The following is a 24,213-nucleotide window of genomic DNA, read 5'->3' as shown; positions in this document are numbered from 1 at the left end:
CACCCGCTCAACGCGGGCGTCAGCAAAATGACAACGAATTTCAAACTTCCAACGAACGAGATCGTGCAGGCGCTACTCGGCTACAAGCGCGTGTTCCGCACGATCGGCATCTTCAGCATGTTCATCAACCTGCTGATGCTCGTGCCGTCGCTGTACATGCTGCAGGTGTATGACCGTGTGATACCGAGCCGCAATGGTGTCACGCTCGCCATGCTGACATTGATAATGTTTGGCATGTATGGATTATCGGCGGCGCTCGAGTATGTGCGCAGCTTCATCGTTATCCGGGTTGGCGCCAAGCTCGACATGCAACTCAATTCGCGCGTCTATACAGCCAGCTTCGAGTCGAACCTCAAGCGGCAGGGCACGAATGCCGGGCAATCGCTGAACGACTTGACCACGATCCGTCAGTTCGTCACCGGCAATGCGCTTTTCGCATTCTTCGACGCACCGTGGTTTCCCGTCTATCTGATCGTGATCTTCGCGTTCAACCTGTGGCTCGGGCTGTTCGCGGTTGCTGGCTCTGCCGTACTCGTCGTACTGGCCGTGGTCAACGAGCGCGTGTCACGGCAACCGCTTGCAGACGCAACCCAGTTGTCGATTCGTTCGACGGCGCTCGCGACGAGCAATCTGCGCAATGCACAGGTTATCGAAGCGATGGGCATGCTGCCCGACCTGCTGTCGCGCTGGTCCGTCCTGAACACGGGCTTCCTTGCACGTCAGGCCGAAGCGAGCGAGAAGGCGGCGCTGGTTGGCAACATCACGAAGTTCGTGCGCCTGTCGCTGCAGTCTCTCGTGCTCGGTCTCGGTGCGTTGCTCGCTATTCGAGGGCAGGTGACGTCCGGCATGATGATAGCGGGATCGATCCTGATGGGACGCGCGCTCAGTCCGCTCGAAATGGTGATCTCCGTGTGGCGGCAGTGGAATGCTGCAAAAAGCGCGTATAACCGTCTGGTCGATCTGCTCGACGCCAATCCGGCACGTCGTGTCGGCATGACTTTGCCTGCACCGTCGGGCAGTCTCGCGCTCGAAGGCGTCAGCGCCGCGCCTCCTGGCATCCGCGTGCCGGTGCTGCAAAACCTCAACTTCTCAATTGAAGCTGGCGACGTCGTCGGCGTGATCGGTCCGAGCGCTTCAGGCAAATCGACACTGGCCCGCCTGCTCGTCGGGGTGTGGCCCGCCGCGCTCGGCACGGTGCGCCTCGATGGCGCCGACATCTACCAGTGGAACAAGGACCAGCTCGGACCGCACATCGGTTACCTGCCGCAGGATATCGAACTGTTCGGTGGAACGATCGCCGAAAACATCGCCCGTTTCGGGCAGATCGACTCCGGCAAGGTCATTGAAGCTGCGCGGCTTGCGGGCGTCCATGACATGATCCTGCGATTGCCGCAAGGGTACGATACGCCCGTCGGCGATGGCGGTTCGGGTCTCTCGGGAGGCCAGAGGCAGCGCATCGGCCTCGCGCGCGCACTATATGGCAATCCCGCGCTGATCGTGCTCGACGAACCGAACTCGAATCTCGACGAAATGGGCGAGGCAGCGCTCAGGCACGCGATCGATCAACTGCGTCAAGCCAGGAAGACGGTCGTACTGATCACGCACCGCACAAGCATCATTGCGGCAACCACGAAGCTGTTGCTACTCGTCGAAGGGCAACTGCGGCTTTACGGGCCAACCGCTCACGTGATGGCCACCTTGTCGAAGGCACCCGCACAACAGCAGGCAGCCTCGGCTTCCGCAGAGGCATCCGCCGCTGCACATGCCGCCGCGCCAAACCAGCCCCCGTCTGTCGAGACCGCCGACGCAACGGCCTGACCTCAAGAGTCATTATGTTCAATTCAGCAAGCAAGAAAGCCGGCACGCCGGCGCTTGAAGTACTTGGCACGTCTGTGCCACCCGAAGTCCAGACTGACGAACTGCGCTATGTCAGGGTCGGTTGGGCCATCGTTCTCGTCGGCGTGGTCGGCTCGCTGCTGTGGGCGACGTTCGCGCCACTCAGCAAGGGGGTTCCTGTTCAAGGCACGGTGGTCGTCACGGGCAACCGCAAGCAGATCCAGCACCCAACCGGCGGCATCATCGAGGACATCCTGGTGCACGACGGCGACGTGGTGAAGGCCGGCCAGGTGCTCGTCCGGATGAACTCCGTGCAAGCCCGCGCCCAGCAGGCGGCAATCAGCGCGCAGTTTCTTAGCGAACTGACCGTGCGCTCGCGCCTCGAAGCCGAGGCAACGGGCACCCCGAAAATCGCATTTCCGGCCGAACTGCAAAAGGCTGCCGCCGAGCACAACCAGCAGGTCCTGGACAACATGCGTCTGCAGCAGGAACTCCTGAATTCGCGCCGCGCCGCCTTGCAGTCGTCCATTGGCGCGCTGCGTCAGACGATGTCGGGTTACGGCGCACAGCTTGCCGGTTCGAAGGATGCGAACCAGCAGAAACAGGCGGAACAGAAGGTGCTCAGCGACCAGCTAGCCGGGGTGCGGCAGCTCGCCAATGAAGGTTACGTGCCGCGCGCCAAGCTTCAGGATCTGGAACGCGAGGACGCGCGAGTCCAAAGCGAGATCGCCACGCAATCCGGATACTCGGCCCAACTGGCGAGCCAGATTGCCGAAGCGCGTATGCGCATCGCGCAACAGCAGGAAGACTACATGAAGGAAGTGCGCACTCAGCTTACCGACGTCGAACGCGATACGAGCGCGCTGCGAAGCAAGCTGAGCGAAATCGATTTTGAAGTCAATAACACCGAGCTTCGTGCGCCCGTCGACGGCACGGTGGTGGGCGTCAATGTTTTCACGAATGGCGGCGTGATCGCGGCAGGGGCAAAGCTGATGGAAGTCGTCCCGAGCGGCGAGCCGCTCGAAGTCGAAGCGGAATTGCCCGTCAATCTGGTTGACAAGGTGCATGATGCGATGCCTGTGGACATGATGTTCACAGCGTTCAACCAGAACACCACTCCGCGCATTCCGGGAACTGTGTCCTTCATCTCGGCCGACCGGCTCGTGAACGAACGCACGGGTGCGCCGTTCTACCGCTTGCGTGTCAAGGTCACGCCGCAAGGCATGAAAGAGCTGGCGCACTTCGACGTGAAGCCCGGCATGCCCGTCGAGGTCTTCGTCAAGGCAGGCGAGCGCTCGCTGCTGAGCTATCTGCTCAAGCCGATCGTCGATCGCGCGCACACGGCGCTGACGGAGGACTGACGCAGTGAAGTCGATTACATTGAATACGTGGCGAGCGCCGCGGCGCGCCAACGCGCGTTCGCTTCGTGCGTTTCCGGGCTCTTTTCGGCGCCTGTCTGTTGCCGTCGCGGCGGCGCTGACATTCGGAGCTGCCAGCTCCGCCCACGCATTTGGCCTCGCCGACGCGTATGACGCCGCCCTCACGCACGATCCCGTCTATGCCGCGGCGATCAAGGAGCGTGACGCAGGCCAAGAGAACCGGGCGATTGGCCGCTCCTATCTGTTGCCTAATCTGTCGGCCAACTATGCCAACTATCGCGACTGGACGCGGACAACGCGGCTCGGACCGCCCTTCCCCGACCAGCCAGAGACAACTGATCAGCAATATCGGGCCTACTCGGCAGGCGTTTCACTGCGACAGCCACTCTTCAGCTATGAAGGCATCGCTCGCTACCGGTACGGCAAGGCGCAGGCGCTTGCTTCGGAAGCGACGTTTGCCGGGCATGGCGAGGACCTGCTCGTGCGCGTGCTGACTGCGTACACTGACACCGCGTACGCGCTCGATCAGCTCGCGCTCGCGCTCGCGCAACAAAAGGCGTTCAACGAACAGCTCGCCGGCAACGAAGCGCTCTTTCGCAATGGCGAAGGAACGCGCACCGATATTCTCGAAACGCGCGCAAAGGCCGAGCTCGCGCGTGCCGATGTCGCTGATGCGCGCGATAACGTCGATAACATGGCGCACACGCTGGAGGCGCTCACCGGCTTGTCCGTCGACAAGGAGGCGGACAATCTCGACAGACTGACCGAGAAGTACAAGCCTGATGCGTCACCGGCGGGCAGCTTCGATCAATGGCACGACATCGCGCTTGAAAACAACGCAGACCTGATCGCGGAGAGGCATACTGTGGAAGCCGCGCGTCAGCAGGTCGAAATCGTGCGGGCCGGCTTCTATCCACGCGTCGATATCGTTGCCAGCATGGGGCGCAATCAGTCTGATTCCGTCAATACGATCGGACAACGATATTCGACCAAGTCCATTGGTGTCGAGCTGACGATTCCCCTCTATTCCGGCGGCCTCGTTTCCGCAAGCTCGCGTCAGTCGAGGGACAACTACGAACGGGAGCAGTTCATCCTGCAGGACAAGACCGACAAGGTGCTGCTCGACGTTCGCAAGCAGTACAACGTGTGCACAAGCAGCTTGACGCGCATCGATGCACTCGAGCGCGCTGTCGAATCCGCGACGCTGCTCATCACTGCAACGCGCAAGAGTGTGCAGGCTGGAATGCGCACCAACCTGGACGTACTGACAGCCGAACAGCAGTTGTACCAGTCCAGACGTGATCTGGCCAAGGCCCGATATCAGTACCTGTTGGCGACCCTGCAATTGAGAAAGGCGGCTGGCATACTGACAGCCGAAAACCTGTACGACGTGTCAAAGTGGTTCGTGCCCGCCAACTTTGCCAATGCAGGCGCGACAAGGGGAAACCTGCCGGCTCCCGATCCATCGGCGCTCATCTCGTCAATGCGGGTGCGTCTGAATCTGCCGCCTGCTCCGGCACTCGCGAACGCTTCCAGTCCGGCTCAGACGCGCTGACGGTCACGCCCGCAGTATCCTCGCTGCGGGCCCGTTGCGCCGCGTGCCGCGTCGGCGTCGGGCCTAGTTGCCGACGAGCCCATAGGCGCCGAGCGCGAAATGATCGAGCAGCGTATTGTTCTCTTCGGGCGTCAATGCGGATGAGGTCGCCCCTGCTTGCAGGGCAGCCCTGGCTGCAACAAGCGCCGCCGTGCTATCGAGATTCTCGCTGGCAGCTTCCCTCGCCAGCGATTCGTTCATCTCCTGCATGAGCTGACTGGCGCGCTCGCGGCTCAGCAGATAGCGATAGGTTCGTTGCACCGTTGAAATGCCGTCAGTCTGTTTGACGGTCAACGTGACGTTGACCCAACCTTCCGTGGTGGCGGGCTCGACGGCCCACTCCGCCGTCCAATGACTCGGAACGTTTCCGTTTGTGCGCAGGCTTTTGCGCTTTTTCTTCGATGTGACAGCCATGACGGTTCTTCCGTGAAATGAGCCAGGTCGGAGTGGCTGAGCCACATCCCGGCCGACCAATGCCTGCACGGAAATTTATCGCAGGGTCACTATCGAAGTTGTGCGGATGCGCACACTTTGCAGAATTGCGTACACTAAAGGCCGGCTAGTGATAACGGCTGCGCATCAGGAGCCACGGTCTTTCGATCGTCGTATAGCTGAGGCGCGCGACCAGCAGACTTAACGGAAGCAGTACCAATATCGCAGCGCACATGCCGATGCGCCAATTGACGGCTTCAAAGGCAGCTCCCGTAAGTTTCGCAAAGAGGTAGAGCACCACACAGTGCCAAAGATAGAGCGAATAGCTCGATTCGCCGACCATCGCGAGGAACGCGCCCAAGATGCCGTCGACTGAGCCTCGCCAGCTCGTGTAAGCGACAATCAAGAAACTCCACATTAGCGCTTCGACGAGTCCCCAGACTGCCCATACCGGCTGTTTCGGCTGCGGCAACTGATAGCTCGCGTGGCGCGCGAGCAGGCCGAGGAGCGTCACGACGAGTGCCGCAGCGACAACGCACCAGATACCATGCAGTCTCCGCTCTTTGAGCGTCGGCACGCGTCGCATGAGCAGCGCGGCCGCCATGCCGACCAGAAACTGGTCGAATCGGCCGAGCAAGGTCGAGTAGTACATGTGCGTGGACTGGGCGCTAAAGAAATACGCACCGCAGCGCAGCAACAGCCATAGCGCGATCAGTCTCAGTAGCCATCCGATGCCGTACTGAATGGTAAAGCGCGCCAGAAACGGAAATACCATGTAGAACGAAAACTCAAGGGATATTGTCCAGGCGGCGCCTGTCATGAAGGAGTTTGAGGTCGGGGCCCGACCCAGATTGGACGCGAGCAGATAAAGCAGGTCCGCGGGTCCGAAGTCGTCACGTCCGATAGAGGTGGCGACGACAAACATCACCACGAAAAGCGGGAAGATTCTCAACAGACGGTTCTTCATGAATGCGCCCCAGCGGATTGCCGGCGCACCCAGCGCGATACGCATGAAGAGGAATCCGGACAGCACGAAGAACAGGCCCACGCCGCTGTGGCCTTCGACGAGCCAGCCAGCCAGAAATGCATGCGGGTAAGGCTGCCAGTGCCCGTACAGCACGTGAAACGTGTGATAGAAGAAGACGAGCAACGCTGCGCCGGCTCTCAGATGATCGAGGCGCGCGTCGTACTGGATATTGACTGAACGCATGTCGGACTTCGAGTTCCAGGCTCATCGAGGAAATTCGACAATTGCGCGTTTCGTGCGACGGCCAAAGGCAAGAAGTCTATTTCAGAAAGCGTTCTTTCTGTGTGACGGCCGTCACAACGCAAATATACAACTGTGCCATCGTGCGCTCGGCCGACGATCGGACAACCACCTTACTTTACTTGCATGCCGTTACAATCAATTCCATTGTTTTTTCCAAACTCGTGCCACTGCTTCTGAACATTTCTCGGTTCCTGCTGCACATCAACATGCCTGAGCATTTCGAACAGACCCAAATACCAAACCAGAAGCTGGCCTTTATCCAGGCGCTTCGCGGCGTCGCTGCGTTGATGGTCGTGCTTTACCATGGCAGCCGCTTTATTAGCCCCTACGGAATGGGCATGGGCGATGTTCTGTTCGGTCCTGCGGGCATGATGGGGGTGGCGCTCTTTTTCATCGTTAGCGGCTTCATCATGGTTCATACAACCGTGCACTCAGATGGCTCAACGGTCTATGTCCTCGAATTCTTGATCAAGCGCTTTTGCCGTGTCTGGCCCGTCTATGCCGTCGCGTCGCTTACATTCGTCGAAGTGGTGTGGCACGGCCGGCATTTCTTTCAGATTGCGGGCCATTCGCGACAACTTCTGTACACGTTGCTCTTCATGCCTACCGGCAACGGCACGCCGCCAGATTTTGGCTTCCCGATTCCGTCGGTCGGGTGGTCGCTAAACTATGAGATGTATTTCTATGCAGTATTCGGTGTGTCAATGCTATTCGGCCGGGGACGATGGATTGCGCTGAGTGTATGGCTCAGTGTGACACTGTTGCTGATTCCTTACCTGCACGGCCAGGTCACATTCGACGCCTTTACCGACTATGGGTTCAGTCACGCGTACTCCCAGCTTTTGACGTCGCCGATCATCTGGCAATTCGCTGCGGGTGTCATCCTCGGCCTAGTCTACCGGTCACGCATTGAGATTCGTAACAGGTCGACGTTGAAACTGCTGCTATTCACGGCCGTGTCTTTTGTGCTTTGGCAATACATGGCGCGCTTCCAGATGGGACACGGCATCATCCAATGGGGGCTGTCGTTGATACCGTTGATGCTCGTGCTGGTACTCGCCAGCAAGCGGATGCAACTGGCGGTGCCCAGTGCGCTGACCTACCTTGGCGATATATCGTTCTCCTTGTATTTGTGGCATCCATTGGTGCAAGAAGTGCTCAGCGATCTTCTTGTGAAGACGGGACATGGCAACCTGTCGTACGGGTACTCGTTTCTCTTTCTAACGACGGTGGTTGCTATCGTCGTGGCCAACGTAGCTCACAGTCTGCTTGAACGTGCGCTTGCCGAGTATCTGAAAAACTGGTTGTTGCGCGGACTGCGTGCCCGAAAAGCTGTTTTGACAAACGCGGCATGAACATCCCAACTGTCTTTGATACCTTGAAAAAGCAGGGTCCCGAGGCGGAACGAATCGTGGCCAGCGTCGGCTAGCGTTGCCGTTGGCAGAAGAGCATCTTGTGATACGGAGCACGAAATCGCTGAATGAATAAAGCGATTTCTAACTGCTTAAAAGTCAGCTGAAAGACGCGAAGTACCAATTGGCACATATAGCTCGCGTTGTCGCGTCAATCGCGTGCGGCCTGACTGGAAAGAGGGCGCACGTTGGCCGCTAGTCTAAATTCCAGACTAGCAGCGAATCCAATCTTGTGCACGGATTTCGGGCATCTGTGAAGCGTCGCAGGAGAGGCGAACTCATTTGGTGCGCCATGAGATCCCGCACCGATAGCCGTTCATTGCTGTAGTACCGAGTACTGCGGATTAATCGGATGACTTGTACGCACATTTGCGACAACTCTGTGAATGCGACTTTCCTGTTGCAGGCGTGACTGTACCCGCGCTTGTGAGCACACCTCCTTAAACGTGCTTCACAACCTCTCTTCAATTGCATTACGTTGAAATTGACAAGATGAGGTTTAACGGTACTTGAACTCAAAACCGGCTTTGGCTGCCAATCAGAGCCAAAAAGCGGCTAAATCAGCGACTGCTCAAAATCGCGGCTAACACAGATTCTGACCAATCGGTTAACTTTCGCGCGAAGTGATAAATATTTCATTTAACTATAAGATTCGAATTTTATTTCGTATATGTACAACATTGTGAAATATAACATCCGTGTGAATAGAAAACATGCCATATTTAACAAAGTTAATCAAATGGCAGATCGAACCGCAAACGTTTCGTAAATTGTAAAATGTTGTAAAAAGACAAAACATGCAAATAGATTCTTTCTTTCTCTTACAATTCGCCGCGCATCTTGGAAAAGAAAATGAACGACGAAACACCGAACCACGATCTGAGAAACTTGGCGCTATTTTCGACCGCAACCAATCAAGAGATAGAACTGGCCGCACGATTGGCGCGCGTCAATCACTTCACCCCAGGCGAATATATCGCATTCTCCGGCGATGTAAATTCGCCGCTTTTCATGTTGCTTGAAGGCGAATTGCGTTCGTTTGTCTCGTCGGAAGACGGGCATGAAATTCCGATGCGCACCTATACCGCGGGACAGGTTTTCGGCGCTGCGACAATTATTCAGCGCACGGCTTTGTCATGGAATATCGCTGCCATCACGCGTGCGACTGTCGCCACTTTGGATCGCGCGCAAGCAATGTCGCTGATGCGTTCACCAACGATTGCCCCGGCTGTCAACCAACTGATGTCGGCTGATCTGTTGCAGATGGTTCAACGCTATTCCGTAACGGGACTGTCTCGTGCCAGCGCCAGGGTCTCTGCCCTGATCGCGACTTCCGTCGGAGATAAAAAAGTCGATGAGTGGCCGGCAGTCGAGATGCCAGATCAGGCAACCGTAGCAGCACTGGCCAAAGTGAGTCGCGAAACGGTGTCGCGAGTTCTAAAGTCTCTCGAGTCAAAAGGCGTTATTGTCCGCATCGGCCGGCGGTTACGCGTTCGGGATATCACGATGTTGCGGAGGATAGCATCGGGAGTCGAACTGGCCTGAAGCCGATGATGCGCGGGTCGTTTCGGTGCCGACAGAGCGTCCTGTCGATACCTGATGGAAATTCAGTCTTTCTTGAGACAACAGAGCGGGACCCACCGGCTTCGCGGTTGATCGGGTCAGGCTGGGTGGTGAAGTCTTCCGTACGTACTAGCGGCGGTGAGCCGCTCAGTGCAAGGCATTTAGGCGCCGCGCTCTTTTCCTGCGCAAACTCGCTACTGCCGGAATGTCGCCTGCTTTGCGGCGTAGTGGAATAAGCACCGATCATCCCGCTGTTCTTGTCGGACTTCACGTCGACAAACAGACAAATTCGATATTGCGCGTCGCCCGTTGCCGCAGCAAGCTGAACGCTCGCGCTCGTGTCGACGAGCGCGAGTGCCGTGGACGCTTCCATGGTGGTTAGAAAGCTTCTGGGTATCAGCGCGCGCCAGGTACAGCGTCCGGCGAAAACACCGCGCAAAGAGTGCGCGTTACGAGAAACGTCGGGCAGAGCGGCGATGAATCAATCTGCATCTGCGAAAGGCCTTTGGTGGGGCGATGCGAAATTGCGGCCTCTTTTTCGATCCCATAGTGATTGCCGTCACAAAAATGATGAAGGCATGCCATTAAGATTGTGCCGCTCGCATTACTGTGAGCAGCCATAGTCGCTCGGAAGTAGATGTAACCGCCAGTTTCACCCTCGGGACTGGCGGGCCTCTTATAAGCGGCAAATCGCCTCTGCAGTATTGCCAGCCAGCGCTCACCGTTTGACGCGCGGTTTCCCGTCTGAGAACACCTCCGATCACGTTGGGCCGCTTCACTCATATCTGCTATTTGCACCGCAATTACAGTTGGGATGAGCAGTTAATCCCGAATCAGATTGCGCTACGTGCTTGCCCTTCCAAGCCAAGTCGAAGCGGCAGAGTGTTTTTCCTTATTCACTGGGCCTGGAATTGCGGCGTGCCCACTGTAATGGCGATCGCCAGATTCTTTAACTGACATCCAGATTCACAATTTCACGTTTTGTGAGCCCCGTCACAATACGGCGCGTTGACTCATCTGAAAATGCGTTCGCGTTTGATGTTGAAGGACGCGTCGGACCAGGAGGGTATTGGTCTGCGCGGGGGCCAGTCACTTGATGACGCAAACACGTGTATAAATAATTTTCGGAGCTAGAAATGGCTGCAGCACAATACTACGATGCAATTCAAACTGCCTACCTGGCCTACTATGGCCGTCCGGCAGATCCGGCAGGCCAGGACTACTGGGCGACGCAGCTGGACAAGGCGGGTGGCGACATCAACGTCATCATCAACGCGTTCGGCAACTCGACGGAATCGACGAAACTCTATGGTGGCTCGAGCACGGCTGCTCAGATTAACGCGATCTACCAGCAATTGTTCGGCCATGACGCGGACCTGGCGGGCCTGAACTTCTACCGGGCAGCCATCAATGCTGGTACGTTCACGCTGGCTTCCGTCGCACTGAACATTTACAACGGTGCGCAGAACGGCGACCTGGCCGAACTCCAGGCGAAATTTGGTTACGCTAACGCATTCACGGCAGCGGTTTCGCAATCGGTGTCGGGACAGATTGCCTACAACGGCGATGCAGCCTCCAACAACGCACGCGCGGCCGTGACGCTGGTGACGGACTCGGCTTCGGAGGCTGCGCAAACGGCTAATCTGGCGACGACGGTCGCTAATATTGGCAGCGGCGCGGTTGCTCAAACGTACAACCTGAGCAGCGGCATCGACACTGTTGCCGGCACGGCAGGCAACGACGTTATCAATGCACCGCTGACTTCGACCGGCGGCGACACCTTCACCTCGCTCGACAAGATCGATGGCGGCGCAGGCAACGATACGCTGAACCTGGTTTCGGCTAGCGGCAAGCTGAGCGATGCTGCTGGCGCAACCGTGACGAACGTCGAGACGGTCAACCTGAGCACGGCGAATGCCGCAGGCATCACCGCTGCTGACGTTTCGGGCTGGAGCGGTCTGAAGACCCTGAACGTGGCTTCAGCTGGTACGATCAGCGGCGTCGTCGCAGCAGTAACCACCGACATCAACGTCGCGAACGGCATGGCTGGCGTGAGCGTCAACGGTGGCAACAACGTCACGATCAACAACAGCAAGGCTGGTGATGTGCATGTCGGTATCGACGCGACGGCAGTTGCAGCAGCTGGTAACGTGACGGTGACGAACTCGGCAGCCGGCGGCGCGATCAGCATCAACGCAGCAGGCACCGAAACGGCGACGGCTTCGAGCGGCGCAATCCAGTTCGTCGGCGGAACGAGCGTCAACGCGACGGCAGCCGGCGCAGTTTCGCTGGCAGATCGCGTGGCGCACGCAGCGACGGCAGCTGCAGCAGCTACGGCTAATGTCGCCGCACTCGGCGACACGGATGCATCGGGCAAGGCGATGGTTGCCGCAGGCACCAAGGTGACGAATCTCGGCAACCTGTCGACGGCTATCAAAGCAGTCACGAACTCGTCGGCAGACGCAACGACCGCGAATTCGATTCAGGAAGCGACGACGGCAGCGTTCCATGCTGGCGCGATCACGGCAGCAGACAAGGTGGCAATCGATGCAGCGTTCATTAATGCGTTGGCAACGGGCTCGCTGGCCGATGCAGTAAAGGCAGCGCAAGCCGTTCTGACGCCGCTGCAAACGGCCGCAACGGCCGCAAGCAATGCAGCAATCGCAGCAGACGCAGTGAACGACGCCAATGCCGCCGCTGCTCTGGCTGCTGCGAACAAGGTGTTGGCAGCTGACGCTACTGCGGCTGGCGCAGTAGTGGCAGTCAGCGTGACGGCCACCACCAACACCAACCTTGCTTCGGCAACCGTGACGGGCAACTACGGCTCGTTGAACCAGATCAGCGACGCTTCGACCCTGCATAACACCCTGACGACGGTCACGTTGAACAATGCAGCTGCCACGTTGATCACGGGCAATGCAGTTGCCAACGTGTCCGCTACGGGCATGGCGGCTGATGTGACGGTGAACAACTCGGCGCTGAATCACGCTGAGACGTTCACGCTGAGCGGCGTTACGGCTGGCACGTACACCGACGACAATGCGACGACGGTCAACATCGTCAGCAACGGTACGTCGGCGAACGTGCTGACGGGTCTGCACGCGAGCCTGGCAACGGCGGTGAACGTGTCGGGCGCAGCAGGCGTGAACTTCGGCGCGACGACGTTCGACGCAGCTGCCGTCATCGACGCAAGCCAGTCGAGCGGCACGAACACGATCACGATCGGCGCAGGCCAGACCTACATGGGCGGCGCTGGTGCAGACATCGTGACGGCTCTTGCAGCACAAACGAAGGCAGTGGACGGCGGCGCAGGTACGGCAGACAAGCTGATCTTGGCGAACAACGCTGCGATCTCGACGGATAGCGATGCTCTGTTCAAGAACTTCGAAATTGCACAGGTCAACAACGGCGTGACCGCTGATCTGAGCACGTTCACGAACTCGGCGTTCACGTCGGTGGTTCTGCACGGCGGCGGCGCTATCGAAGTGGACGGTCTGACGGCAGCGCAAGCCGCGCACATCACCGTCGACACGAGCACGACGTCGGCGATCATCAACGTGGAAGGCGCAACGCAAGTTGGCCAGCTGGATACCGTCAGCATCACGGCGGACGACGGCCTGGCAACGACGGGCACGATTTCGCTCGGCGGTCTGCAAATCGCTGGCGTTGAAACGCTGAACCTGAACGCAGTCGACAACCTGACGGTCGGTTCGTTGGCGGGCGCAACGGCACTGACGAACGTCAACGTGTCGGGCGCAGGCAACGTCAACATCTCGACGGGCGTTGTGGCACTGAACGTGAACTCGGTGATCGACGCTCACGCAGTGACGGGCACGGTGACGGTTGATGCTACGGGTTCGACGGGCAACGGCCTGAAGATCATCGGTAGCGCGACGGCATCTAACCACCTGACTTCGAACGCCCTGAAGAGCGTTCTGGTCGGTGGCGACGGTGGCGACACGCTGACGGGCGGTGCTGGTGACGACACGATCTCGTCGGGCAACGGCAACAACGTCATCGATGGTCACGCTGGTGCGAACACGATCACGGTCGGCAACGGCGACAACGTCATCAGCGTTACCGGCTCGTTGGATGCCAACACCATCACGGCTGGCAACGGCTGGAACGTCATCACGGGTGGTGACGGTAAGGACACGATCACGGTTGGCACGGGTGGCAACCTGGTGACGGGCGGCCTCGGTGCAGACGTCATCACGTTCGGCACGCACGGTGCTGGCATCGTTGACGGCCTGAAGTACGCCGATCTGAGCGTCGCCGCCGACACGGGTGCTGCACGCAATACCAACGGTGATGTCTCCAGCATGGACATCGTTAAGGGTCTCCACGCAGGCGACACGATCACTGTTGGCTCGGCTACGGGTGCAGGTGCACTGGCGACCGATCTGGCTGGCTCGTTCGCGCACGCTGTCACGGGAGCAACGGCGGGCGCTGACATCGTTCGCGGTACCTTCGATGCTACGGCTCATACGTTCACGGCTTCGGCTACGGGCGCTGACTCGATGGTCCAGTGGTCGGACGGTCTTGCGCACACGGCTGGTGTCGTGCTGGTTGGCTACGCTGGCGCAGCAGCAAGCCACATGGACGCAGCTGGCGTAATCACGCTGGGCTAAACCCCAAATGGCTTTCGCCTACGTGAAGCTTGCGTGGGCGAAGCCGAAACGCGGATAGCGGAAGCTCGCTATCTGCTTGAAGGAGCCAGGCCACAAGCCTGGCTTTTTTCAATGAATGCACTGAATCGTGACCAGCGAGCGTTACTCGTCAGTTCCAAGCCGACAACAGACCATAGCTCGTATGGAATAGCGCACTAGGCCATTCGCGACGGCGATGCCAGATTGTGTAACACGTCGCACTGGCGAGTTGAATAACTAAGCAAATTCTTCCGTGCCCGTCTTGCGCAATTGATTTCCTTATTTCAAGACGCTCCAACAAGACCTGATGTATTCGGGCGAAACATCGTGCAGCGATTACTCATTCCTACAGGCCGCTGGAATATCCAGGCTGAATCGACCTACGGCCAGTCGAATATCCGGCTGTCCGGCCGCGCAATCTCGGACACGCAGACGCGTGAGCAGCAGGTGCAGACCATCCTGCTGACGCAGGACCAGGCGCAGGAACTCATCTCGACTCTCAACGCGGCTCTGCGCGAGCTGGAGCTACAACGCAGCGCGTCGCTTGCGCGCGCGGCAGAGGGCGAAGCTGTAGCGGTGCCTTGGGACTATTCGCTTTCTCGAAACTGAAGGACAGATACGGTTTTCCCGCCGATTTTTTATCGAACCCGTTAGACGAATGACACAAGGCACCAGTTTGTGATTCACGCGACTCACATCACATGAACAAGCTTTGCAACTGGCCATTGCCAGTACAGACGTGGGGCACCGAGTCAACGGCCGAAAGCATTGCACTACGCGTCGCTGCCGACAGTCCCATCGAGCTCAACGGAGTCTATACGTTCGCGTTTGAGCCGGAACAGGCGCGGCAGCTTATCCGGGACCTGAGCGCAGCCGTCCTCGCATCGGACCTGAAAAGGCATCGCTGAGGGATTGTGCGAAGGCAAGGGCGCCCGTGTCCAGGCACGCACGAAGAGTGAAAAGTCCGCGAACACACCCTTGAGTTGCATTCCGCGACGAACGATATTGCACTGCCGCCGAGACATTCATGCAAGCAAAGCTAAAATTCCTCGAAAAATTCGCCGCATTTGCCCGAAAGCGTCCTCCCGACAGATCATATGACCGGGTCATCAGCATTGGCTCGAATTGCGAAGTGACCTGGAATATCCGCCATCACTTCAAGATGGGAAAGGCTTACCCGTTCGATTGGTGGATGACACCCTTCCATGCGCTGCTCGATGTTCTCGATGCGCGATTCAGCGGCCTTTTCGAGCCGTCGAATTTGTCGATTCCTGCGGACCGGGGGACCGTCGTCGACACGCGGTTCAATCTCATGTATCACCACGATTTCGCGAGAGACGAAGACGATCGAGTGATTGTGGGCGATGTCGAAAAACAGCTCGCGGAATTGAGAAAGAAATACGCCCGACGTGCCGATCGGTTCGTCAACGAACTAGACAGCAAAAAGGTGTTGTTCGTCCGAAACAGATGTGGCAACGATCCGGCGTATTTGAATGGCGATTACGGTGACATTCAACCCGATCAATGCATGGAAATTCAACGCGCACTTTCCGCGCTTTTGCCACGCACGCAGTTCGACCTGTTCGCGACGAACAAGCCCGGTTTCGAGGCATTTTCGTATCGAGGCTCGGAGATCTTCAGCGACTCGATCATCGAGTACGGCGATTGCACCGACTATATGGTGTCGCCTCAAGGCTGGGCCGAGATGTTCGAGCGAAACCGCATTGTGCTTCGCGGGGCTCAAGAGGCATCGGCGCGCGCCGTGACGGCCTGAGCAGCAAAGCCATTCTCTGCGCGGAGATCATGAACGCCTATCAGTCAGACTTGGGGACGCGCTCAATCGGTAACCGCAAGCGTTTGACTCCTTCCGGCGCTGACAAAACAGGGCGAGCAAGCGGCCAGTCTAGATATCAATCAAGTTCGAATCCCGCAGCAATTCGTTGCAACCTTGCGGCATTGCGAATGCGTAAGCGCCGCCCCATCCGGACAATCACCTCATCGGTCTCGAGAGACTTAAGCACACGGGATACGGTTTCGCGACTTACTTGAGCTAAAGCTGCCATTGTCGCCTGGTCCGGAATTTCCACTGCTGGCCATTCCCCTGAGGCATTTTCTCTCAAACTGGACGCGATCAACGCTGCAATGCGAGTCTTCGCACGTGGCGAACTCGAACCCGCAAAACGCCGCGCCCATTCCAAAATCTCAGCCGCCATTAACTCATTGACCGAATGCACGATTGTGGGAGATCGAAAGAGTGTGCGGGCGTGTGTACGACTAAGAATGGCGATAGCGCTTCGACGTATCGCCGCAACACTAAATATCAATGGAACGCGCTGAATGATTGTTGCAGCGCCAAAGGCTTGTCCGCTGCTATATGTGCGAATTGGGATCTCGCGCCCGTCAGCTGACACAACGAACGAACGCAACTCGCCTTCTAGCAGCATATACAGAGCAGAATTTGCGTCGCCTGCGAATGCCACATATTCTCCTGACTTCACGCGGCTGATACGCGTCCATTCGGCGATCTGCTTTAACTCTTCCTCGGTAGCTGTCTTTAGCAGTGATTGTTCTCTCAGTAACTGAAGCGTCTTTGCTTTCATTTTGCTTTCGTACGGTTAAGCGCAACTAAGCAAAATTAGAAATCGCCTTGCATGTAAATGATGTGACCAAGAGCACATTTTTCGTCGTTTGGCGCTAACCGCTGCAATGACCAGTACTGCGTGGTGGTCCAAGTCGCGCTACTTCCGACCTTGGTCGTATCCAGGTTCGAGTTCCTGCTTCAGGTCCTGATAGTCACGTTCGATACTCCAACGCGATCGAACGGCAGCTGCACATTGCAATTGAACGACACGGCAGGGATAAAGTCACGATCGTCGATTCAGTCTCAACCGGGACATGTCGACCATCTTTGCGCTTGCCGATTTCGTCGTGCTCGCGAGTGCATTCGATCAATGGGGCCTGTGCATCAATGAGACGTTTGCGGCCGGGAGGCCCCTGCCGTGCCGGCGGTAACCCACGACGCGACACTCACGCTGGTGGACGGACCTGGAACCTGCCGCGCCGCGCCTGCATTCCCCGCGAGCAGAGATCCCGTCCCCACGATAGACTGATCCACACAGGCATCGTGTCAAACGCATAAACCGCACGATCCCAACAAACACACGAAAAAACCCCAAGGAGAAACAATGCGAATTCTCGTAGTCGGCGCGGGCGCCACAGGCGGATATTTCGGCGGTCGTCTCGCGCAGGCGGGCCGCGACGTCACGTTTCTCGTGCGCGCAAAACGCGCCGAAGAACTTCAACACTCTGGGCTCGTCATCAAAAGCCCGCGCGGCGACGTCACGTTGCGCAACGTGAAGACCGTGCTCGCGGATCAGATCAGCGAGCCCTATGATCTCGTGCTGCTGAGTTGCAAGGCCTACAGCCTCGACGATGCAATCGAATCGTTCGCGCCCGCCGTCGGCGAAGCGACGATGATCCTGCCTGTGCTGAACGGCATGCATCACATCGATGTGCTGAAAGCGAAGTTCGGCGCGTCGAAAGTATTGGGCGGCCAGTGCGTGATCGCCGCAACGCTCAATCGCGAGCGCGAAATCGTGCATCTGAACGACATGCATTCGATCGGCTTCGGCGAACTCGGCGGCGGCGTCAGCGAGCGCGTGCGCGCGATTGCGTCGACGTTCGAAGGCGCGGGCTTCGATTCGACGGCGGCCGACAACATCCTTCAGCAGATGTGGGAGAAGTGGGTGTTCCTCGCGACACTCGCGGCCACGACCTGTCTGTATCGCGCCGCTATCGGCGACATTCTGAAGACGCCGGACGGGCGGCACGTGATCGAACGCATGTTGGGCGAATGCAAGGCCGTCGCGACGGCGAACGGGTATCCGCTCGGCGACGCGTCCAATGCGCGCGCGCAGACCATTCTCTTTGCCGAGGGCTCGCCGCTGACGGCGTCGATGCTGCGCGATATCGAAGGGCAGTCGCGCATCGAGGCCGATCATATCGTCGGCGATCTGATCGCACGCGGCGGCGACGCGCAACATGGCACGCTGTCGTCGCTGCGCGTTGCGTACAGCCATCTGAAAGCATACGAGGCGCGGCAGGCGCGGCAATCGGCTTAGGCCGCGAATGCAGGGCGATGCGTTCGGAAGCTGACGTAGAATCGACGGCACTGACTCACGCGAGGTGGATCATGCCCACTCCTCAAGGATCGGTGCCCGCCCTCTGCACGGCTTCCGCGACGATGTTCTCGATCGGGATCATCTTTCTCGGCTATTGGGGCCTGCAGGAAGCCGGCGACTGGACGCTCGCCGACAAGTTCGTCGCGGGAATCGCGATACTAGGCTTTGCGTTTCTCGGGCTCGTGCCGTGGATGGCGACGAGTCCCGTCGAACCGGAAACGAGTGACGCGAAAATTCGCATCGCGCGCGTGATGTTTCTGACGGGCGTGATCGCAGTGTGGCTGGCGATCGTGGTGTCGGTTATCTTCTGAACATTGATGCGAACGGACGCTGCACTTGCGGCCATCGAATGTCGATGCCCGCAAGCATGAACAGCATCAACGCCCCGCTTAGAACACCTTCACCGGCACATTCACGACAAGCCGGTACTCCATGTTGTCCGGGTCCGAGTAATGCGCGGTCGACTTGTGATACATCGCGATGAACGTGATCTTCGTATCCTTGAAGCGCCCGCTTTGCAGCGTATAGCTCGGAATAAAGCCGATTTCATGGTGCGTGCCGTGTACGAACTCGCCATTTCGCGTGTATGGGCCGATAGCATTGGAAGCCGCGCCGGCCGAGGCATCGGCGCCCCAACCCGTCACACCCCACACCATCGCCTTGAAGCCGGGCAGCCCTGCATACTTGCCGTCGAACGTATAGCGCAACTGAAAGGACTTTTCGTGCGGCGCGTTGTAATCCACGTCCATCGAGTTCACGAGATAAATGCCGTTGGTCTCGTTCACATAGTCGAAGAACTGGTCGCCGAGAATCTGCTGATAACCGAGCAGCACCTGATGCGGTCCATGCTGCGCCGACAGCGACAGGCTATACGCATTGTTGTTGATATGCCCTTGCAGCGCGGAACCCGTTTGATGCGTCGAGTAGATGTTCGCGAGGCCCGCCCACTTGACGCTATTCACGTCGCCGATCGAATGCGAGATCGACGCGTAGAACTGATTCCACACGTCTTCCGCCTGGTCCGCGTACAGCGTGACCGTGCCGTTCGGCGAATAGTCCCAGTTGCCGCCGAAATACGAGAGGCGCTTGAACGTCGTGCCGCCATACGACGTGTTCATATCGGTCAGGTTCGTGTGGCCGCGCGCGTCGACCTTCGTGAAGCTGCCCGCTTGCAGCGTAACGTTGTGAATGTCGTTGCTCACGGCCGACACGCCGAGGAACGTCGGCGGCAACGAGCGGTTGTCGTGCGGTTCCATGAACGGATTGTTGTCGACGATCTGCAAGCCGTATTTGACGACCGTCTCGGAGATGCGCCCCTTGATGTCGTACATGCCCGGATACGCCCACGCGAGCTGATTGGAGCCGCCGCCGCCCTTGGCCACGTGCACCATGTTGCCTGCGCCTTTGCCGCCGTCGAGCTTCAATGCGGCGAACAGCGACGCATCGACGCCAAGACCGACGAGCCCTTGCGTATAGCCGGATTCGAAGTTCGCCTGCATGCCTTGAACCCACGCGTGACGATGCGGGCCGCCTTCGTTGTCGAACTGGTCGGCGTAGTTGCGGAACAGCAGGTTCAGATGGCTATCGGCGACAAGGCCCTTGCTCTTCGCCTGGCTCGACAGCTGCTCGGACGGCGTGACGGCCTGAGTGGCTTCGGCGTTCACGACCGCGTTGTTCGTTTCGGGCGTCGCTTGAGCGAGCGTCGTGGCCGCCGGCTTGGCCTTCGCTTGCGGCGCGGGCGCGGCCTGCGCTGCGGTTTGCGGTGCGGTCTGCGCCACGGCTGCGCTCGCGGCGGCGGGAGCGGCCGTGTCGTCGGCGAGCGCGCTCGTCGCCATCGTCAACGCGGGCAGGCCGATTGCCAGCAGCGCAAGTGTCGAGGCTCCTGATGTGGTTCGTTGGGTTGTCATTGAAACTCCAGCTTTTTTCTAGTTGATTGAACAGTGGCGCGGCGGTCGGCCGAACCACGCTTTCCGCCCGTTTCCACCGTCGCGGAAACGAACGCCCCCTTGACGCAGCGGCTGGCTGAGTCGTGGAATCGGGTCTCGTCGATATGAGCCGCCTGTCAGGTCATCGCGGCGCGAATGCAGGCAACCTGTGTGTGGCCGATGCCCGCGGACGTCGCGACGGGCCGCTCGTGCGCGCACGCGTCGATCGCATCCGGGCAGCGCGTGCGAAACGCGCAGCCGGAAGGCGGCTTGAGCGGCGACGGAATCTCGCCGCGCAACAGCACGTGTTCACGCGCGCGTTCCGCGGCCGGGTCGGGCAGAGGAACGGCCGACAGCAGCGCCCGCGTGTACGGATGGCGCGGTTCGCGATACACGTCGCGCTTGTCGCCGAATTCCATCACGCGGCCCAGGTACATCACGAGCACGCGCTGGCTGATGGCTTTCACGACGGCGAGATCGTGCGCGACGAACAGCAGCGACAGCGACAGTTCGCGTTGCAGGTCGCGCAGCAGGTTGACGATCTGCGCCTGGATCGACACGTCGAGCGCCGACACGGGCTCGTCGCAGATCACGAGTTGCGGCTCGCCGATCAATGCGCGCGCAATGCCCACGCGCTGGCACTGTCCGCCCGAGAACTCATGCGGATAGCGGCGCAGATGATGGTTGTTCAAGCCGACGCGTTCGAGCATCGTCCGCACGCGCACGCGCGTTTCTTCGCGGCCCAGTTGCGGCTGATGCGTCTTTAGCGGCTCCGCGACGATCTGCTCGATCGTCATGCGCGGATCGAGCGATGCAAGCGGGTCCTGGAAAATCATCTGCACGTCGCGGCGAATCTGCGTCGTGTCTCGCCTTGTGTCGGCTGCAACTGTTTCGCGGCCTTTCCACTGCACGCTGCCCGACGTCACAGGCGCGAGCCCGATGATCGCGCGCGCGAGCGTCGACTTTCCGCAGCCCGATTCGCCGACGAGCCCAACCGTTTCGCCGCGACGCAGGTCGAACGACACGCCATCGACGGCGCGCAACGTCGCCTTCTTCGACCACGGGAAGCCGCCCTGAGCGATCTGAAAATGCACGCTGAGGTTGTCGACTTCGAGTAGCGTTTCGTGAGCGCTCATAGCACCTCCGCGATGGTCTGGACGGGACGATGACACGCGCGCAACGCACGCGTTTCGTCGCCGAGCGGTTCGAGCGTGGGGCGCGACGCGCGGCACGCATCCCCGGCGAACGCGCAGCGCGGCGCAAACGCGCAACCCTGCGACGCTTCGCCCGGCAGCGGCGGATTGCCCGCGATGGTCTGCAACGGCTGATCGCCTTCGTCGGTGAGGCGCGGCAGCGCGTTCAGCAAGCCGATCGTGTACGGATGCGTCGGCGCGGCGAACAGTTGTGGCGCGGGCGCCTGCTCGACCGTCTGACCCGCGTACATCACCATCACGTCGTCGCACAGGCCGGCAACCACGCCCATGTCGTGCGTGATCAGGATGATCGCGGTGCCGCGCTCGCGGTTCAGCTCGCGCAGCAGCTCGATGATCTGCGCCTGCACGGTGACGTCGAGGGCCGTCGTCGGCTCGTCGGCGATCAGGATTTCGGGCTCAGACAACAACGCCATCGCGATCATCACGCGCTGGCGCATGCCGCCCGAGAACTCGTGCGGATACATGCCGATGCGGCGCGCGGCATCGGGAATGCGCACGCGTTCGAGCGCTTCGATTGCGCGCGCTTTCGCTTCGCGGCGCGACAGCTTGCGATGCAGTTGCAGCGTCTCCGTCATCTGCCGCTCGATCGTGAGGAACGGATTGAGCGACGTCATCGGGTCCTGGAAGATCATGCCGATGCGGTCGCCGCGAATGCGGTTGAGCGCGGCTTCGTTCATCGTCAGCAGGTTTGCGCCGTTGTAAAGCGCTTCGCCGCTAACCTTGCCGTTCTTCGCGAGCAGCCCGAGCAGCGCCATCACCGTCTGGCTCTTTCCCGAGCCCGATTCGCCGACGATGCCGAGCGTCCTGCCTTTGTCGAGCGAGAACGACACGCGCTGCACGGCGTCCACGGGGGCGCCGTCGCGGCGCGAGAAGCGCACGCTCAGGTTCTTTACTTCGAGTAGTGCCATCGTGCGTGCCCTCTCAGCGGTCTTTCGGATCGAGTGCATCGCGCAGTCCGTCGCCGACGAAGCTCACGCAATACAGCGTCGCGCACAGCATGAGCGCGGGGCACAGCAGCAGCCACGGCGTCGATTCGAGCTTCTGCGCGCCGTCCTGGATCAGCACGCCCCAGCTCGTCATCGGCTCCTGCACGCCGAGTCCGAGAAACGACAGCACGGATTCCGTCAGCACGATGGTCGGCACCGTAACCGTCGCATAGACGACCACCACGCCGATCAGATTCGGCACGATATGACGCGCGATGATCGAACGCGAGCCGACGCCCATCGCCTTCGCCGCGTCGATGAACTCGCGCGAGCGCAACGACAACGTTTGACCGCGCACGACGCGCGCCATGTCGAGCCACGAGAACGCGCTGATCGTCAGCACGACCAGATAGAACGCGCGGCCGAACAGCGTCATCATCAGGATCGCGATCAGCATGTAGGGGATCGCATACATCATGTCGACGATGCGCATCATCACGGCATCGACGCGCCCGCCCATATAACCGGCCGTCGCGCCCCACGCGACGCCGATCAGTCCCGACACGAGCGTGCCGAGCAAGCCGACTTCGAGCGACACGCGACCGCCCACGAGCGTGCGCACGAGCAGGTCGCGGCCGAGTTCGTCGGTGCCGAACCAGTGCATGCTGCCGAAGGTCGGCGCGAGGCTGATCGCGGACCAGTCGCTGTCGATCGCATTGTTCGGCGACAGCAGCGGCCCGACGAAGCACGCGAGCACGATGAGGACCAGCAACAGCAGCGCGATAAAGGCCGCGCGGTTGCGCGCGAAACGGCGCGCGGCGGTCGCGAGCGGGCTGCGCGAAGGCGGCGCGCCGGCGACGGTCAAGGTGACAGGTGGCGTTCTCATCGGTATCAGTAGCGGATACGCGGATCGAGCCATGCATACGCAAGGTCGACGAGCAGGTTGAAGAGGACGGCGACGGCCGTGGTCAGCACAACGAGACCGAGCACGAGCGTGTAGTCGCGGTTGATTGCGCCGTTGACGACGAGTTGCCCGAGCCCCGGCAGCGCGAACACCGATTCGGTGACGACGGCCGCCGTGATCGACGAGATGCACACCGAGCCGAGCAGCGAGACGACGGGCATCAGCGCGGGCTTCATCGCGTGGCGCAGGACGATCGTGCGCGCGGGCAGGCCCTTCGCGCGCGCGGTGCGGATGAAGTTGCCCGACAGCACTTCGATCATGCTGCCGCGCATCACGCGCGCGATCAGCGCGACGTTGATGAACGTCAGCAGCACGATGGGCAGCACGCGATAACGCCACTCGCCCTCGCCCCAGCCGCCCGCGGGCAGCCAGCCGTGGCCGTCCGCGGTCTTCAGCAGAATGGCGAACACCCATACGAGCAGCGGGCCGAGCACGAACGGCGGCACGACGTTGCCGATATTGCCGAGCACCATCACCGCGTGATCGATCGCGCTGTCGCGTCGCACGGCTGCAATCGTGCCGAGCGCGACGCCGATCACGACGGCGATCGGCACCGACACGCCGCCGACGCCGAGACTCACGGGCAGTGCCTTCAGCACGAGATCGGCGACGGACCAGTCGGTGTAGCGGAACGACAGGCCCAGGTCGCCGTGCAGCAGTCCCCACAGATAGTGCAGATACTGCTGCCACAGCGGCTCGTCGAGGTGATAGCGCGCGTTCAGGTTCGCGAGCGTGGCCGCCGACAACTGCTTCTCGGTATCGAACGGCCCGCCCGGCGTGAGGTGCAGCAGCAGATAGCACGCGGTGATCACGGCGAGGATCGTCGGGATCGCCCACAACGTGCGGCGCAACGTGTATGCAAGCATGG

Annotated in this window: 19 protein-coding genes; 10 read left to right on the top strand and 9 right to left on the bottom strand. The window is 59.8% G+C overall.

All coding sequences use genetic code 11. The annotated features are described in order from the left end of the window. Positions 1–27 precede the first annotated feature (27 nt). From VSR68_RS07760 to VSR68_RS07750, 3 genes are read left to right on the top strand one after another with little or no spacing between them, the layout of a single operon-like run. Positions 28–1,818, top strand: a complete 1,791-nt coding sequence (locus VSR68_RS07760; RefSeq protein WP_342939261.1) for a type I secretion system permease/ATPase — start codon at positions 28–30, stop codon at positions 1,816–1,818. Positions 1,819–1,832: 14 nt separating this feature from the next. Next, the gene (locus tag VSR68_RS07755) at positions 1,833–3,197 is read left to right on the top strand and encodes an HlyD family type I secretion periplasmic adaptor subunit (protein WP_342939260.1); all 1,365 of its coding nucleotides are present in this window, start codon (positions 1,833–1,835) and stop codon (positions 3,195–3,197) included. A gap of 4 nt (positions 3,198–3,201) precedes the next feature. Beyond that, entirely contained in the window at positions 3,202–4,770 is a 1,569-nt protein-coding gene (locus tag VSR68_RS07750; protein ID WP_342939259.1) for a TolC family outer membrane protein, read from the top strand. A gap of 63 nt (positions 4,771–4,833) precedes the next feature. Here VSR68_RS07750 and VSR68_RS07745 read toward each other — a convergent pair whose 3' ends face one another. Together VSR68_RS07745 and VSR68_RS07740 are read right to left on the bottom strand one after the other, a co-directional pair. After that, entirely contained in the window at positions 4,834–5,292 is a 459-nt protein-coding gene (locus VSR68_RS07745; RefSeq protein WP_342939258.1) for a hypothetical protein, read from the bottom strand. Between the two features lie 76 nt (positions 5,293–5,368). Beyond that, complete coding sequence (locus tag VSR68_RS07740) at positions 5,369–6,451, bottom strand: acyltransferase (protein WP_342939257.1); 1,083 nt, start codon at positions 6,449–6,451, stop codon at positions 5,369–5,371. A gap of 140 nt (positions 6,452–6,591) precedes the next feature. On the opposite strand from VSR68_RS07740, the gene VSR68_RS07735 reads away from it, so the two are divergent. Then, entirely contained in the window at positions 6,592–7,866 is a 1,275-nt protein-coding gene (locus tag VSR68_RS07735) for an acyltransferase (RefSeq protein ID WP_342939256.1), read from the top strand. A gap of 909 nt (positions 7,867–8,775) precedes the next feature. Further along, entirely contained in the window at positions 8,776–9,468 is a 693-nt protein-coding gene (locus VSR68_RS07730) for a Crp/Fnr family transcriptional regulator (protein ID WP_342939255.1), read from the top strand. Here the strand turns inward: VSR68_RS07730 and VSR68_RS07725 are convergent. Further along, on the bottom strand, positions 9,425–9,859 hold the full coding sequence (locus VSR68_RS07725; RefSeq protein ID WP_342939254.1) for a hypothetical protein: 435 nt from the start codon (positions 9,857–9,859) through the stop codon (positions 9,425–9,427). The two genes, VSR68_RS07730 and VSR68_RS07725, sit on opposite strands and share 44 nt — an antisense overlap. Before the next feature lie 763 nt (positions 9,860–10,622). Here VSR68_RS07725 and VSR68_RS07720 point away from each other — a divergent pair. The 3 genes from VSR68_RS07720 to VSR68_RS07710 all read left to right on the top strand — a co-directional run bounded on the left by VSR68_RS07720 (position 10,623) and on the right by VSR68_RS07710 (position 15,909). Continuing rightward, entirely contained in the window at positions 10,623–14,117 is a 3,495-nt protein-coding gene (locus VSR68_RS07720) for a beta strand repeat-containing protein (RefSeq protein ID WP_342939253.1), read from the top strand. A gap of 345 nt (positions 14,118–14,462) precedes the next feature. Next, positions 14,463–14,744: a hypothetical protein gene (locus VSR68_RS07715; RefSeq protein WP_342939252.1), complete on the top strand. Its 282-nt coding sequence runs from the start codon at positions 14,463–14,465 to the stop codon at positions 14,742–14,744. A gap of 418 nt (positions 14,745–15,162) precedes the next feature. Continuing rightward, positions 15,163–15,909, top strand: a complete 747-nt coding sequence (locus tag VSR68_RS07710) for a DUF1796 family putative cysteine peptidase (protein WP_342939251.1) — start codon at positions 15,163–15,165, stop codon at positions 15,907–15,909. 136 nt (positions 15,910–16,045) lie between these two features. On the opposite strand, the gene VSR68_RS07705 is transcribed toward VSR68_RS07710, so the two are convergent. After that, the gene (locus VSR68_RS07705; protein ID WP_342939250.1) at positions 16,046–16,735 is read right to left on the bottom strand and encodes a Crp/Fnr family transcriptional regulator; all 690 of its coding nucleotides are present in this window, start codon (positions 16,733–16,735) and stop codon (positions 16,046–16,048) included. A gap of 585 nt (positions 16,736–17,320) precedes the next feature. On the opposite strand from VSR68_RS07705, the gene panE reads away from it, so the two are divergent. Then, positions 17,321–18,256, top strand: coding sequence for a 2-dehydropantoate 2-reductase (panE, locus tag VSR68_RS07700; protein ID WP_342939249.1), 936 nt, complete (start codon positions 17,321–17,323; stop codon positions 18,254–18,256). Positions 18,257–18,327: 71 nt separating this feature from the next. Further along, complete coding sequence (locus VSR68_RS07695; RefSeq protein ID WP_090864364.1) at positions 18,328–18,627, top strand: hypothetical protein; 300 nt, start codon at positions 18,328–18,330, stop codon at positions 18,625–18,627. A 78-nt stretch (positions 18,628–18,705) separates the two neighbouring features. Here the strand turns inward: VSR68_RS07695 and VSR68_RS07690 are convergent, their stop codons facing one another. From VSR68_RS07690 to VSR68_RS07670, 5 genes are all read right to left on the bottom strand, one after another. Next, positions 18,706–20,223: an OprD family outer membrane porin gene (locus VSR68_RS07690; protein WP_342939248.1), complete on the bottom strand. Its 1,518-nt coding sequence runs from the start codon at positions 20,221–20,223 to the stop codon at positions 18,706–18,708. 155 nt (positions 20,224–20,378) lie between these two features. Then, entirely contained in the window at positions 20,379–21,377 is a 999-nt protein-coding gene (locus VSR68_RS07685; RefSeq protein ID WP_342939247.1) for an oligopeptide/dipeptide ABC transporter ATP-binding protein, read from the bottom strand. After that, complete coding sequence (locus VSR68_RS07680) at positions 21,374–22,363, bottom strand: ABC transporter ATP-binding protein (protein WP_342939246.1); 990 nt, start codon at positions 22,361–22,363, stop codon at positions 21,374–21,376. Before VSR68_RS07680 ends, VSR68_RS07685 begins: the two co-directional genes overlap by 4 nt. Positions 22,364–22,376: 13 nt before the next feature. After that, positions 22,377–23,267, bottom strand: coding sequence for an ABC transporter permease (locus VSR68_RS07675; RefSeq protein WP_342939245.1), 891 nt, complete (start codon positions 23,265–23,267; stop codon positions 22,377–22,379). A gap of 5 nt (positions 23,268–23,272) precedes the next feature. Further along, entirely contained in the window at positions 23,273–24,211 is a 939-nt protein-coding gene (locus VSR68_RS07670) for an ABC transporter permease subunit (protein WP_342939244.1), read from the bottom strand. Positions 24,212–24,213 lie beyond the last annotated feature (2 nt).

Origin of the sequence: Paraburkholderia phymatum (assembly GCF_038900715.1) — a bacterium.
In the GTDB taxonomy this organism is placed as follows: Bacteria; Pseudomonadota; Gammaproteobacteria; order Burkholderiales; family Burkholderiaceae; genus Paraburkholderia; species Paraburkholderia phymatum_A.
This window is presented reverse-complemented; position numbering and strand designations above follow the sequence as displayed.

What these genes read in the sequence shown, in the direction of transcription:
- VSR68_RS07755 (WP_342939260.1), top strand. Translation starts at nt 1,833, where the DNA reads ATGTTCAATTCAGCAAGCAAGAAAGCCGGCACGCCGGCGCTTGAAGTA.
- VSR68_RS07685 (WP_342939247.1), bottom strand. Translation starts at nt 21,377, where the DNA reads ATGAGCGCTCACGAAACGCTACTCGAAGTCGACAACCTCAGCGTGCAT.
- VSR68_RS07690 (WP_342939248.1), bottom strand. Translation starts at nt 20,223, where the DNA reads ATGACAACCCAACGAACCACATCAGGAGCCTCGACACTTGCGCTGCTG.
- VSR68_RS07730 (WP_342939255.1), top strand. Translation starts at nt 8,776, where the DNA reads ATGAACGACGAAACACCGAACCACGATCTGAGAAACTTGGCGCTATTT.
- VSR68_RS07740 (WP_342939257.1), bottom strand. Translation starts at nt 6,451, where the DNA reads ATGCGTTCAGTCAATATCCAGTACGACGCGCGCCTCGATCATCTGAGA.
- VSR68_RS07675 (WP_342939245.1), bottom strand. Translation starts at nt 23,267, where the DNA reads ATGAGAACGCCACCTGTCACCTTGACCGTCGCCGGCGCGCCGCCTTCG.
- panE (WP_342939249.1), top strand. Translation starts at nt 17,321, where the DNA reads ATGCGAATTCTCGTAGTCGGCGCGGGCGCCACAGGCGGATATTTCGGC.
- VSR68_RS07710 (WP_342939251.1), top strand. Translation starts at nt 15,163, where the DNA reads ATGCAAGCAAAGCTAAAATTCCTCGAAAAATTCGCCGCATTTGCCCGA.
- VSR68_RS07680 (WP_342939246.1), bottom strand. Translation starts at nt 22,363, where the DNA reads ATGGCACTACTCGAAGTAAAGAACCTGAGCGTGCGCTTCTCGCGCCGC.
- VSR68_RS07725 (WP_342939254.1), bottom strand. Translation starts at nt 9,859, where the DNA reads ATGGAAGCGTCCACGGCACTCGCGCTCGTCGACACGAGCGCGAGCGTT.
- VSR68_RS07720 (WP_342939253.1), top strand. Translation starts at nt 10,623, where the DNA reads ATGGCTGCAGCACAATACTACGATGCAATTCAAACTGCCTACCTGGCC.
- VSR68_RS07695 (WP_090864364.1), top strand. Translation starts at nt 18,328, where the DNA reads ATGCCCACTCCTCAAGGATCGGTGCCCGCCCTCTGCACGGCTTCCGCG.
- VSR68_RS07760 (WP_342939261.1), top strand. Translation starts at nt 28, where the DNA reads ATGACAACGAATTTCAAACTTCCAACGAACGAGATCGTGCAGGCGCTA.
- VSR68_RS07670 (WP_342939244.1), bottom strand. Translation starts at nt 24,211, where the DNA reads ATGCTTGCATACACGTTGCGCCGCACGTTGTGGGCGATCCCGACGATC.
- VSR68_RS07705 (WP_342939250.1), bottom strand. Translation starts at nt 16,735, where the DNA reads ATGAAAGCAAAGACGCTTCAGTTACTGAGAGAACAATCACTGCTAAAG.